Here is a 14,096-nt window from a genome sequence, read left to right on the forward strand (position 1 = left end):
GAGAGATATAATTGCGCGTTTATTATGGTACTGCGAAAGGCTCGACTTACCAAGGGTAGGTGAGATGTTCTCTTTGCAATAGGGACTGGGGACTGGGGACTAGGGATTGGGGATTGGGGATTGGGGACTGGTGACTGGGGACTGGGGACTGGGGATTGGGGATTGGGGATTGGGGATTGGGGATTGGGGACTGGTGACTGGTGACTGGGGATTGGGGATTGGGGACTGGTGACTGGGGACTGGGGATTGGGGACAAGGTAGACAAGGTAGACAAGGTAGAATTTATTTCCTAACTCACTCATTACTCAGCACTCACCACTCAGCACTCATTACTCATTACTCATTACTCACCACTCACCACTCAGCACTCATTACTCAGCACTCCTATGTATCTGACTAAACGGCACATCCATCACCGGAAAATTTTCCCATCCAGGTGCGTCAAAGTGCCACCATTCTGTTGATAAACCAGTAAATCCCTGTTTTTTCATCGCATCTTCTAGCAATTGGCGATTTTTGCGGGATTGCGTGCTACCTCCGCTATAATCTCTGTGGGATGCTGGGGTAAAAGTATCAAATGCACTGGGCATTTCTATTTCTTGTCTGTTGCGATTAACTAGTGTTAAATCAATGGCTGCACCTCGATTATGTCGAGAACCATAGGCGGGGTTAGCTACATATCTATTATCTGGTAGTGTCTGCCACATGAGTTTCTGCACAGATAATGGCCTGTAGCAATCGTAAACTTTTAACCCTAATTGGTTTTTCTCTAAATCTGCTTGGACTTTGGCTAGCTTCTGGGCGACTCCATACCGCAGTACACACCTAGCTTCGGGGTAAAGTTGCTTTTTGAGAAAGTTATTTTTTGTGGCGTAGCGAATATCAATGGCGATGTTTTGATTAATTGTTTGAATATCTACTAATTGATTCTCGTCTGTAACGGGAATTGTCTGTTGTTGATTGGATGTGGGAGTAGGGCTAGCAGAGATAACTATATTATTGGGGGTTGATTGTTGGATAACGGGTTGAGCATTAATCGATTCACTATGACGACAACTCACGATTAATAATAATGTGGTGATGGTTAAAATTATAAATCTTAAGGATTGATAAAACATAGATTTTTTTAGATATTAATTACAAACTCTACGCGTGCGATTGGCTGCTAACCATCCTTTTAGGGGTTGATCAATTAAATACCAACCATTTTTCGTTTGCACAACAGATATAGGCGTGCCATTTTCTAATTGTGCGATAAGTGTATCGTTAACACTGGGGCCAGAACGCACATTTAAAGTAGGATCTTCGGGATCAGCTACTTCTATAACGCAAGTGATGGGAGTTGGTGAAATTACAGATGTGGGTGTTGATGTGGGTTGATTGTTGGTAGAGTTATTAGTAGTAATAATAGTTGTTGGTGTAGGTGTTGGGTTGGCACTGTTGGGAGATATCATAATATTTTTGGAGATATTCACATCAACATTCACTGGTGATTTTGATGGGGTAAGATTTTGATAAGCATAATATGCGCCTATTCCTCCTAATAGGATGATACCAAAGCTAGCTATTAATTTAACTGGTGGTTTTGATGGTGGTGATTGGGGTGTATTTGTTACGGGAACTGTAACGGGAACTTGTGGCGATCGCGTGGATTTTGTCGCATCTACAAAAGCTTGTTCAATAGTTTGCAAACGCTGTAAAATTTCTGTGGCATTTTGAGGTCTATTGCCAGGAAATGGCTGCATCATCCCATCAATTAAATCTGCTAAACCAGGGGAAATCTGATAAGCCTGTTCACGCCATTGTAATTGACCTGTGTGGTACTCTTCATTAAATTCTGTGGGATTTTTTCCTGTTAGTAAATAAACAAATGTCCTTCCCAAAGCAAAAAAATCTGATTGGGGGACGGCTTTACCATTCATTTGTTCGCTAGGAGTGTAACCTGCGGAAATAATTCCTGTAACTTGCTGTCCTTCTAGCTTTTGCATGAAGGTTTGGGTGACTTCTCTGGCTGTACCAAAATCAATTAATGCTAATTGTCCATTTGGTCTAAGGATAATATTGGGGGGTTTAATATCGCGATGGAAATATTGTTTTTGGTGAACTACTTGCAGAATTTCTATGAGTTGTTTTAACCAGCGTATCGCTGCACGTTCAATAATTGGTTCATGATTACGCGCTTGCATCCAGTTTTCTAAGTTCATTCCCTCTATTTTTTCCATGATTAAACAGTGTAGAGGGGGACTATTTTTAGGATGAAAAATAAAATATCCGTCAGCTTCTACCCTGGGAATACCTGGATGGTGCAACTGTTGTAATACAGCCGCTTCTTGTTGAAATAGTTCTATGGCTTTGGGTTGAGTATTATGGAGAACCTTTAAAATCTTTTGTGTACCGTTGTCTTCAATTTCAAAGGTTTTGCCAAAACCACCAATACCCAATGGTCTAATGACTCTGTAGCATCCTTGCAACAGCAAATCAGAACCACAGGCTACACAAAACATCGAGATATCCGTATTCTGAGGCTGGGGACAGTGAGGATTGATGCAATAACTCATAAGTAGTTGCAATAAGATTACATTTGTAGTATAGAAATTGGTAAATACAAATACAAATTTTGTGAACTAAGTTCAGAATTTCCCACAGGGATATTACTCTCACGATATAAGAATAATAATGAAGAGTAAAAAGCAACGTCATCTCCTGCGTCAATCACTGGCCGTTTTTCGTTACAGTGGACGGGCGATAAATTTAGTGTGGACGACTAGCCGCAGTTTGACAATTATCCTGGCTGGCTTCACTTTATTGGCTGGTTTACTGCCTGCGGCGATCGCTTACTTTGGTAAATTAATTGTGGATGCTGTAGTATTGGCACCCCAAAGGAACACCGAGGGGAATATTTACCTACCTTTATTGTATGTTGGCTTAGAAGCGATCGCTGTCATTCTGCTGGCAGGTTCTCAACGAGGGTTAATTATTTGTCAATCTCTACTGCGTGTCCTTTTAGCCCAAAGAGTCAACGTTTTAATTTTAGAAAAAGCCCTGACTTTAGATTTACCCCACTTTGAAAACTCAGAATTCTATGACAAATTAACCAACGCCAGGCGAGAAGCATCCACGCGTCCCCTCTCATTAGTTAACCGTACCTTTGGCTTAGTCCAAAATGCCCTTTCTCTCATCACCTACGGCGTTTTATTATTTAACTTCTCCATTTGGGCAGTCATTGTTTTAATTATGGCAGCCATGCCAGCTTTTATTGCCGAAACTCGCTTTGCTGGCGAAGCCTTTCGTTTATTTAGTTGGCGCGCACCAGAAACCCGCAGACAGCAATATATAGAACATCTCTTAGCTAGAGAAGATTTTGCAACGGAAATTAAACTCTATCAACTAGGAGAAATGCTGTTAGGACGTTACCGCGACGTATTTTATCAACTCTATCACGAAGACCGTGATTTAACTATCCGTCGGGGAATGTGGGGATACTTATTAAGCTTAGTCAGTACGATCGCCTTTTACATCGCCTACGCTTGGATTGTCTTTGAAACCGTAGTCGGGAGAATTTCTTTAGGCGATATGACTATGTATCTCACAGTTTTTCGCCAAGGACAATCTACCTTTAGCAACGCCCTCACCTCCATTGGTGGAATGTATGAAGATAACCTCTATCTTTCCAACCTCTACGAATTCCTCGAAGAAAAAGTCACTCAACCTCTAGGTAAAATCACTAAAGGAATAGACCCCCAAGACGGTATCCGCTTTGAAAACGTCACATTTACCTATCCTGGAAATTCTAAACCAGCTTTACAAAACATTTCCCTACATTTAAAACCAGGCGAAAAATTAGCCATTGTTGGTGAAAACGGTTCTGGAAAAACCACCTTAATTAAACTCCTGACTCGACTATATACCCCAGACTCCGGCAGAATTTTATTAGATGGCGTAGATTTACAATCATGGAATGTAGATCAACTCCGCCAACGCATCGGCGTAATTTTTCAGAACTTTGTGCGCTATCAATTCACCGTCGGTGAAAATATCGGTGTAGGTGACGTAGATAGCCTCAATGATACAACCCGTTGGCAAACCGCCGCCCAAAAAGGCAAAGCCCACTACTTTATTGAACGCTTACCCCAACAGTTTCAAACCCAACTCGGTAAATGGTTTAAAAACGGACAAGAATTATCTGGTGGACAATGGCAAAAAATCGCCCTCGCCCGTGCATTTATGCGGAATAAAGCAGATATCTTAGTTCTAGATGAACCCACATCAGCCATAGATGCTCAAGCTGAATATGAGATTTTCAATCACTTCCGCACCCTCACCGAACATCAAATGGTATTTTTGATATCTCACCGCTTTTCAACAGTCAGAATGGCAGACAAAATTGTAGTAATTGAGAATGGAGAAGTAGTAGAACAAGGAACTCATGAAGAATTGTTAGCGTGTGAGGGACTATATGCCAGATTATTTTCGTTGCAGGCGGCGGGTTATCATTGAAACTCTATCAAAAGACAGGACTAATCTGCGACAACAACCTTAAGTTGTCCTAAGTCACAACCAATAGTTGACCAAGATAGACTCTGAAATACTTATTCTTCCATAAGGGCGATCGCAGTAGGGTAACCGACTAACAATTATTAGTTGACCAAGAGTAGAAATACGAGGCATTAGCTGACCAAAAGTCGTAGACTCGGACTTTACTAGAATTTGGTACAATAATCTCTATAAAATTTATTAATTACTAAATTTCGCAAGTAAATAGGTTAATTCCTATGAATTTGTTAAGGTATACTGCAAGTAGCTGCATTGCCCAACATAATAGTGCTGATCACCTAGCTTAGTTCTATCTTCTTTAAGCTTATCCTCTAGCATAATGTCTGAGTGGAGGCATAAGCTTGCCACAAGCCAGAACAGGCTTGTTAACATAGCCCTAATGTACACGATAACAAGATTTTTGCTGAATTTAGCGATCGCATTGAACAATCCTTTCTCTACTCCTACCCGGCTACCAGTGCCAATCAATAGGACATAGCCTAGAATTGAATGGCAAATTTTATACTATCTAAGTCTGGTAGTCCAGAATTCTAAAAAAATGGGGAAACTATTCACTTTAATTGCTCAAGCTCAGGCTGAACTGCTGGCTTTGACTCTCTTACTTACTGACAGTGAAGGCAATGAGTATGAAAAACACATCATTTCTTCACGGGCAGTAAGTGATATAGCAAGGCGCGGGCTTGCCCTACACAGAAAGTTCGGTGGCGGTAGAAATCTGGCTTTAGGTGAAGCATTAGCAGAGCAAAAACCACTGACTATGGAAGATATTAATACAATGGTGGATTTTTTTGAAAAGTTCAAAATAGATAAAAATGATCCAGGATGGCACAACTTTGAAAACCCGTCTCCTAAATGGGTTCGTTGGTCACTTATGGGAGGTGAGTGTGGTCGACAGTTTGCAATAGATACGAAAAATATGATTGAAGAGGGTTTGCAAGATAAATCAATAAAAATCAAAGCTGAGTAATTTTTATACAATTAAAGTAAAAATAAAGCTTTTAATTTTTCTCTATAGTTCGACTAGATTGGCGATCGCAACCAATCAGAATAAGATAATTACAGTAATCTTTCTGTAGAAAACAGTTAGAAAGGATACTGTAATGTCGTTAAGCGAAGCCAACACCAGAACAGCATTTATTGACCCAGCTTTAACAAAAGCAGGATGGAACTTACAAGACTCGAATCAGGTAGGGTTTGAGATTCCAGTGGATGGCTACGACGCAGAACCTTGGAATGGTGTTACTGACTACTGCTTGTATCAGCCCAATGGTAAAGTGATTGCTGTAGTCGAGGCAAAACGACAAAGCCGTGACCCACGTATTGCTCAAGGACAGGTAGAGTATTACGTTACCGAAATAGAGAAGCATCAAAGTTTTCGTCCTTTCGCATTTATGACGAATGGGCGGGAATTTTATTTTTGGGATGTGGGTAATTCTGCTAAAAGACAAGTCGCTGGCTTTTTCTCGCCTGCTGATTTGGAGAATTTACTTTATATCCGCCAGAATCAAATTCCCTTAAGCAGCGTGTCAATTAATACCCTAATTGCGGGTAGAGGCTATCAACAAGAGGCAATTCGGCGGGTATGTGAAACATTGGATGAGGGTAAGCGTCGGGCTTTGTTGGTGATGGCGACAGGGACAGGGAAGACGCGCACCACAATGGCAATTATTGACCTGTTTCTCCAAGCTAACCAAAGCCGTAAAGTATTATTTGTTGCTGACCGTGATAATTTAGTAGACCAAGCTTTAACCGATGGGTTTAAGCCGTACATCCCTCATGAACCATGTGATCGCATTTTCACCCACAAAATTGATAAAACCAAAAGGCTATATACAGTAACGCTGCAAACTTTGGCGCGATGTTATCAACAATTTACCCCAGCATTTTTTGACCTGATTATTTTTGATGAAGCCCATCGCTCAATTTTTAACCGTTTTCAGGAGGTAATGGAATATTTTGATGGGCGGATGATAGGACTGACAGCCACTCCAGCCAGTTTTATCGACCGTAATACTTTTAATACTTTTCACTGCTTTGATGGTACGCCAACATTTCTCTACGAATACAAAAAAGCAGTTAGCGAGAAGTATTTAGTAGATTTCAGTCCTTATCAAGCCCAAACCAAATTTCAAAAGGAGGGCATTAAAGGGGCAAATCTCAGTGAAGAAGAGCGCAATGCGTTGATAGAACAAGGTCTTGACCCGGATGACTTGGATTATTCAGGAACAGAGTTAGAAAAGACTGTCAGTAATAGAGACACCTTGCGGAAGCAGTGGGAAGAAATTCTTGATGTTAGTCATAAAGATGAATCTGGACAACTACCAGCGAAGACAATTATCTTTGCGCTGACTCAAGACCACGCTTTGCGGTTGTGTGAGGTGTTTGAAGAAATGTATCCCCAGTATTCGGACTTGGTGCGGGTAATTACTCACAAGACCGAATACAAGGGAAAGTTGACAGGCAAATTCAAAAATGAAGATATGCCTCGGATTGCGATTTCTGTGGATATGTTAGACACCGGGGTAGACGTACCAGAAGTAATGAATTTGGTGTTTATGAAACCTGTGCAATCACAGATTAAACTCTGGCAAATGATTGGACGGGGAACACGCAGTCAAGAGGCTTGTAAACATTTGGAGTGGTTGCCAAATCGTACTAAGCAAGAGTTTTTGATTATCGACTTTTGGGAGAACGAATTTGAGGCGAAGCCACAAGAAGCAGTGGCGCAGACTATTCCTGTACTCCAAAGAATTTTTAACACACGCTTGGATTTGCTGGAATTATATTTGGGTGAGCAAGAGTCGCCAGATTGTCAAGCGGTAATTTCTAGTTTGCGCCAACAAATTGCAGAAATTCCCACTGATGCTTTTACTGTCAAGAAGCAGCTAAATGAAATTGAGGAAGCTTGGACAGATTCATTCTGGATTTACATCACTCAAGATAAATTAAAATTTCTGCGGATAAAAGTTGCTCCACTACTTCGGTTTGTCCCAGGTGTAGACGTAGCAGCAGCCACTTTTACTAGCAAAGTGGAGCGGTTGAAACTGGAAATTCAGACGGGAGGAGCAAAACCAGATAGTTTACAATCCATTGCTGACGATGTGAGCCGCTTACCGGATTTTGTGCATCAGGACATACACAAGCAAGGCGCAGTTAAGTTGTGTTTGTCGTCCCGGTTGAAAAATGCAACGGCGGCTGAATTGAATCAGGTAATTGCTGCTTTAGCTGACCAGATGAAGAATCGACGGCAACGCCCCAGTATATTTTTAGAGTTAGACTTGCCTGATTTTGTCCAAACCCGTGGTTTCATAACTGTTGGTGAGGGTGGTGAACAAGTATATGTGGAGGAGTACAAGAAAAGAGTTGAAGAGAAAATTACAGAAATCATTGAGAATCATCCTACTATCGCCGCTATTCGCCAAGGTGCAGCAGTGACAGATATGCAGTTAATTGAGTTAGAGCGAACTTTGCGTCAAGGTTTGGGAGGTGGTAATATTCAACTTTCGGAGTCTAATATTCGTAAAGCTTACGGGTTAAAGAAGGCTAGTTTGTTGGCATTTTTAAGATATTTGCTGGAGTTAGATGCGATTCCTGATTATGAGGAAGTAGTTAAGCGTCAGTTTGATGAATTTATTGGTCAACGCCAATACAACGCAAATCAGATTAATTTCTTGCGGGCGGTGCAGAGTGTCTTTTTACAAAAGCGTTCTTTAGAAGAGGCAGATTTGTATGAAGGCGCACTGGCAAGGTTTGGGAAAAACGCTATTGAGCGTTTATTCACGACTCAGGAAGTAGATGAGCTTTTAAGATTTACAGGTCAATTAGCAGCATAAAAACTATAACTCTTTCATTAGAATCAATCTAGAGTAATATCCAAAAAAAACTAAAAAATGCTTTCACCAGAACAAAAAATTACATGGGACAGTATAGAATTTGCTGCCAAGCAAGTTTTTGATTTATGGAGCAATGATTTAGCAGAATTAGAATGGGCTAAGGAAGCTTGAGGAATTTTAACTACAGCAGGATTGACAAGTTACTCTAACGAAATAGAACGTTCTGAAAAATTAGTATATTTTTTATCACTTGCTGGGATTTATAGAGATTTTTGGTGTTTAGCAGCAGATGAATGTTTTGAATTTGAATACAAACATTTAGCTGATGATTTAAGGATGGGAATTGAAGCATTTAATGAAGAACAATTACGTGAATATATATATTTAATTCAGGAGGAAATATATGCAGGTGTAGACATTCATATTTTAAATAAACAACAGCTACTTGATTATATAAATTTAATACATAAATATACATATTCAATCAAAAATACTTATAATTTTTGTAATTCGGAATTACAGAAGTTAGCTAACCAGGGTCGGCAATTTGTATATTCAGCACTTTTACAAAGTTTTGATAACGATGTTAATGAGTTTTTTCTATCTCTATATTGTACCGCTCAAAAAATATCAGATTCAGACTTATCTGATAAAAATTATGATGAATATGATGATATTGAAGATAATTATTCTTTAATTGAAGATAATTATTCTTTAGATGACATTTACAAAACAGACTCTTATTATAATATCAATACTACACCCCCATCAGAACATGAATCTGTCTTGTGCTGGATCAGAAATGGATGTCAGCAATTATAAAAATATAACTATTTAATTATGCTAACTGATACGAATTTAAAATCAAAAGTTGACCTACTCTGGGATAAGTTATGGACTGGTGGCTTATCCAATCCAATGGATGCTATCGAGCAGTTCTCCTTTTTACTCTTCCTAAAACGCTTAGATGAAGCTGAGGATTTAAGAGAACGCCAAGCCAAGCGACGTAAACAAGAGGATTATCAGCCAAAAGTACCGTTAGAAATGCGGTGGCGACATTGGACACAGATGAAAGCTGAAGATGCTTTAAATCATGTAAAAAATAAGGTTTTCCCCTGGCTGAAAGAAATGGGTAATCCTAAAACTCAGGAAGAACCCAATAAGGATAATCTTGAAACTCAAGAAGAAGTCAATGAAGCTGATAATCCTGAAACTCAGGAAGAACCCAATGAAATTAAAAATTCCTTCAGTCAGTATATGCAAACTGCGGAATTTAAAATTAATAAACCAAGTCTATTAATTGAAGCTTGTAAAGCAATTGATGAGATGAAAATCTCTGAACAGAATCAGGATGTTCAGGGAGATTTATATGAGTATCTGTTATCAAAGCTGAGTATTGCAGGACGGAATGGACAGTTTAGAACACCACGTCATATTATCCGCATGATGGTGGAAATGGTAGAACCTAAACCCACTGATAGAATTGGTGATTTAGCGGCGGGTACTTGTGGGTTTTTGGTCAATGCCTATCAGTATATTCTGGAAAAGCATACCAGCCCAGAAATTTTATATGATGACCAAGGTAATAAGCATTTAGTAGGTGATTTACTTACGCCTGAAGAACAAGAATTTCTTCAAACTGAAGCATTTACTGCTTACGATAATGATTCAGGAATGACAATGTTACGCATCGGTTTGATGAATTTGATGCTACATGGCATTGAGTATCCACGTTTCTTTTATATGGATACCCTTTCTAAAAAATTTGATGATGAGCAAAGCCTAGATGTAGTTTTAATGAATCCGCCAGTTAAGGGTGCGGTTGATGCGGGGGAGGTGCATCCAAAATTGGCAGGTAAAAGCAAAAAATCAGAGTTGCTATTCTTACACTTGATTTTGCGCGTCTTGGATATGGGTAGCAGATGTGCGGTAATTGTCCCCGATGGGGTGCTGTTTGGTTCTAGTAAGGCGCACGTCGAAATTCGCAGGAAAATGATTGAAGAAAACCGCTTGGATGGTGTGGTCTCAATGCCTGCCGGAGTGTTTAAACCTTATGCAAAAGGATTTACATCAGTGCTGCTGTTTACTCGTGGGGGAACAACTGAGCGTATTTGGTTCTACGATATGGAACATGACGGTTTTTCTCTGGATGACAAACGGCAACCTGTAGCAGCAAACGATATTCCTGATATTCTTAATTGTTGGAAAAATCGGTCTAATACTGATTTCAATAAACAAAGAGATGAACGTTTAGCTCTACTGAAAGAACAAATCTTGCCTTTAAAATTAGAATGGATGCAACTGCACAAAGAAATTAATCGCTTAAGTGTTGAAAATGTAATTGCACTCACACATGATAACTCTAGCTACTTTGCTTTGGAATCTAATAAGCAAAGATTAGTAAAATTAGATGAATTAATGACCCCATTACAATCAGAAATCAACCAATTAAATCATCATTTTTGGGTGAATAAGGCGCAGGTAAAGGCTAATAAATACGATTTATCAGCCAGTCGTTATCGCCAGATAGAAAATGATGTATCTTTTTATGATTTTCCGCATGTGACACTGGAAAGGCTCTTAAATTTACAGGAAGTAATAACAAGAGGATTGCTTGAATTATCGCAGTGTTTTGAATTTATCCAATCAAGCAATAATTTAGATATGTATGAATTAGGCGAACTGCTCACAAGTATACCTTATAGTGGAATTTATAAACCTAGAGAATTTATTGGTTCTGGTGTTTTACTTCTAGAAATTAAAAGTCTGTATGCAGGATTGACAATTGATTTTAGTAAAACTAAAAGAATACAATGTACTGACAAGGAACTAGAAAAATATCAAATTCTTCCTGGCGATATTTTGATTAACCGTGTATCTGTAATGCCAGAAGGAGTTGGAAAAGCTGTAATAGTTACTCATGTTCCAGAATCTACAGTATACGAATCTGCTGTAATGCGATGCAGAGTAGATTTATCAAAAATAGATCCCTGGTTTTTAGTTTACTACCTAGCGAGTAAGGAAAGTAGAAAAGAATTGTTGTCCAAAGCAAATATTTCTAATCAATCAAGTATCAATCAAGAAATTTTAAAATCTTTAAGAGTACCACTTCCACCTCTTGAATTACAGAGGGAAATTGCCAAAGTTATACAAAATCTTGAACGTTTCCGATTGCAAAGGCAAGAAGTCGAACGGCAGGCGGAAAATTTATTTCAAACCATGCTGCACCGTGCCTTTCGGGGTGAACTCACATCTTCTGACTTCAATAATGAAGCAGTATCAGCTTTATCCCAGGAGATTGGCGTAAAACAGGCAAAACCAAAATCTACAGATGATCTTGCTGAATATATCCATACCAAAGTACATCAGCAAGAAACTGAAACAATTTAACTAACCTTACCAGGGTTGGAGTAAGCCACTTGATGAGGGGAATAGTAGGCGAACTCAAATCTTATTTTACAAAATGAGATATAAATAAAATAAGATTTAAAATAAGCTGCCTTATTTCACGCCACTAAAATAAGACTCCCACTCATCCGGTTATATTATGCGAAGTGGTCGATATGTAAAACAAGTTGAAGGCTATAGTGCATTTATCCCTGCACCCTTACCTCCAGAACCGCCCATAAAAATGGATGATCCAGAACTCATCCGTCTGCTATCCGATGCCGATCGCGCTTTAGGTAGACTTGATGGTTCAACTTCCATTCTGCCCAATCCTAACTTGTTTGTAGCCATGTATGTCCGTCAAGAAGCGGTACTGAGTTCGCAGATTGAAGGAACTCAAAGCACCTTAGAAGACGTACTTCAGTTTGAAATCGATGTCAAAGGTCAGGAAATTCCCAAAGATGTAGAAGAGGTAGTCAACTATATCCGAGCTATGAACTATGGCTTGGAACGTCTCAAGGAATTTCCGCTTTGTCTGCGCCTGATTCGAGAAATCCACTCCCATCTAGTTGACGGAGTACGGGGAGGGGATAGAACTCCTGGCGAATTTCGCAAAAGTCAAAACTGGATTGGCCCAGCAGGTTGTAATTTAGCCACAGCTTCATTCATTCCACCACCAGTCACAGAAATGCACCAAGCTCTAGACAACCTAGAGAAATTTCTGCATGATACAACATCGTTCCCTGTCCTCATCCTTTGTGGATTAGCTCACGCTCAGTTTGAGACTATCCACCCGTTTTTAGATGGTAATGGGCGTATTGGTCGCTTGCTCATCACTTTTTTACTCTGTGAACGCAACATTTTACAGCGTCCCCTCTTATACCTTAGTCATTACCTCAAAGCCCATAGAATAGAATACTATGACCGACTCATGGCTATTCGCACAGATGGCGACTGGGAAGGGTGGCTAAAATTTTTTCTCAGAGGAATTTATGAAGTGAGTCAGTCTGCAACTGCAACAGCTCGCTCAATTCTCAATCTCCGTGAAACTCACCGTGAAATCATCGGTCAGACGATTTCTAGCAGTAATTACGGCTTACGCTTATTAGACCTTCTCTTTCAGCAACCCATAGTCACCGTCAGGCTAGTAGAAGAACATCTTCAGTGTGCTTACGTTACAGCCAGCAAAACAGTAGATCAGTTTGTAGAACTGGGATTGCTGAAAGAAATTACAGGCTGGCAGCGAAATCGGCTATATCGTTATGAACCGTACATGGCTCTTTTTCAACCGTTTCAACTAGCACCACTGCCACAGAACGATCAATAGTCCAAAGGTTGCTATTGAGCGCAATCCCTGTAATTATAATAGTCGTGATTCACGACTAAACACCTACAACCCCTGATATAAGGTAATGGACAGCGATGCGCTTTCAACCCAATATAGAATCGACGTACTCAGTAGACTACCTTTGGAGCCTTTAGAATACTGCCAACGTTGGGTTGAAGTATCACCTAACCTGAGAACGGGGTTATAGAAAAACCTGTGTAGCCGCTCTAGCGGAAGCCACAGGCTTAAGTCCCCGTACAATTAACGATTGGGGGGCTAATTGTGAAAAGCGTCCTGATCACGTTCTGCACGTTCTGAGAATGGCGGATATGCTCAACCAGATCAGGAAAATTGTCTTACCCCCCGATTATCCGCAAAAATAATTTAATCGGAATTTCCGACCAAAACACTGGCATTGTGGGCAGAGATTACTTAATCTGTAAACTGTTGTATCAGACTGCGGCTTGAGTACAAGAGCAGTTGCCTTCACTTTTGAATGAACAAATCAACAACAGGCAGCCTACACCAAATTACTCTAACCGCCATCTGGTACTTGCCCATCCCTTACCAGCCCAAATTGTTTGTGAGACTTTCCCCTAGTCCAGAAGAGCAGAGGATTGATGCAATCCGTCAGCTGCCTTTGGAGCCGATGGAATATTGTCGTAGGTGGGTAAATATTGACCCAGCCAGAGGATATCGCAAAGCTTGTATCAAAGCTCTGGCACAGGCCACAGGGTTAAGTCCTCACACCATCAAAGACTGGGGTAGCAATTTTGACAGACGACCCCATTACATTCCTTTTCTGCTGCGTCAGGCTGATTTACTCAATCAATTTAAACAACTTGTGAGCAATCAACAAATAATTCTGCTTCCCAACTTTCCTGTTAACTAACTGTTCGTGATTTACGATTAACTCATTCTAAAACCTCTTGATGATGAAGTATAAAGCACTCTATGCTGGCTTACATCTGTATTCATTTCCATGAAGATAAGTG

10 protein-coding genes are annotated in these 14,096 nt (G+C 40.0%); 7 read left to right on the forward strand and 3 right to left on the reverse strand.

Features of this window, described 5'->3' with window-relative positions; translation table 11 throughout:
* Positions 1-46 precede the first annotated feature (46 nt).
* From ACQFX9_RS26355 to ACQFX9_RS26365, 3 genes are all read right to left on the reverse strand, one after another.
* On the reverse strand, positions 47-274 hold the full coding sequence (locus ACQFX9_RS26355) for a hypothetical protein (protein ID WP_427159510.1): 228 nt from the start codon (positions 272-274) through the stop codon (positions 47-49).
* A 97-nt stretch (positions 275-371) separates the two neighbouring features.
* A complete protein-coding gene (locus tag ACQFX9_RS26360; RefSeq protein ID WP_427159511.1) occupies positions 372-1,118 on the reverse strand; it encodes a M15 family metallopeptidase in 747 nt (248 codons plus the stop codon).
* 15 nt (positions 1,119-1,133) lie between these two features.
* Positions 1,134-2,558 carry a protein kinase domain-containing protein gene (locus ACQFX9_RS26365; protein ID WP_427159512.1) on the reverse strand — a complete coding sequence of 475 codons (1,425 nt, stop codon included), beginning with the start codon at positions 2,556-2,558 and terminating at the stop codon, positions 1,134-1,136.
* A 118-nt stretch (positions 2,559-2,676) separates the two neighbouring features.
* Between ACQFX9_RS26365 and ACQFX9_RS26370 the strand changes: the two genes are divergently transcribed.
* The 7 genes from ACQFX9_RS26370 to ACQFX9_RS26400 all read left to right on the forward strand — a co-directional run bounded on the left by ACQFX9_RS26370 (position 2,677) and on the right by ACQFX9_RS26400 (position 13,993).
* A complete protein-coding gene (locus ACQFX9_RS26370) occupies positions 2,677-4,497 on the forward strand; it encodes an ABC transporter ATP-binding protein (protein WP_427159513.1) in 1,821 nt (606 codons plus the stop codon).
* A 595-nt stretch (positions 4,498-5,092) separates the two neighbouring features.
* On the forward strand, positions 5,093-5,521 hold the full coding sequence (locus ACQFX9_RS26375; protein ID WP_427159514.1) for a hypothetical protein: 429 nt from the start codon (positions 5,093-5,095) through the stop codon (positions 5,519-5,521).
* A gap of 133 nt (positions 5,522-5,654) precedes the next feature.
* Positions 5,655-8,387 carry a DEAD/DEAH box helicase family protein gene (locus ACQFX9_RS26380; RefSeq protein ID WP_427159515.1) on the forward strand — a complete coding sequence of 911 codons (2,733 nt, stop codon included), beginning with the start codon at positions 5,655-5,657 and terminating at the stop codon, positions 8,385-8,387.
* Positions 8,388-8,579: 192 nt separating this feature from the next.
* On the forward strand, positions 8,580-9,209 hold the full coding sequence (locus ACQFX9_RS26385; protein WP_427159516.1) for a hypothetical protein: 630 nt from the start codon (positions 8,580-8,582) through the stop codon (positions 9,207-9,209).
* A 96-nt stretch (positions 9,210-9,305) separates the two neighbouring features.
* A complete protein-coding gene (locus tag ACQFX9_RS26390; protein WP_427163009.1) occupies positions 9,306-11,777 on the forward strand; it encodes an N-6 DNA methylase in 2,472 nt (823 codons plus the stop codon).
* Positions 11,778-11,934: 157 nt separating this feature from the next.
* Entirely contained in the window at positions 11,935-13,101 is a 1,167-nt protein-coding gene (locus ACQFX9_RS26395; RefSeq protein ID WP_427159517.1) for a Fic family protein, read from the forward strand.
* Positions 13,102-13,597: 496 nt separating this feature from the next.
* Positions 13,598-13,993, forward strand: coding sequence for a hypothetical protein (locus tag ACQFX9_RS26400; protein WP_427159518.1), 396 nt, complete (start codon positions 13,598-13,600; stop codon positions 13,991-13,993).
* Positions 13,994-14,096 lie beyond the last annotated feature (103 nt).

Origin of the sequence: Aliinostoc sp. HNIBRCY26 (assembly GCF_050235535.1) — a bacterium.
In the GTDB taxonomy this organism is placed as follows: domain Bacteria; phylum Cyanobacteriota; class Cyanobacteriia; order Cyanobacteriales; family Nostocaceae; genus Trichormus.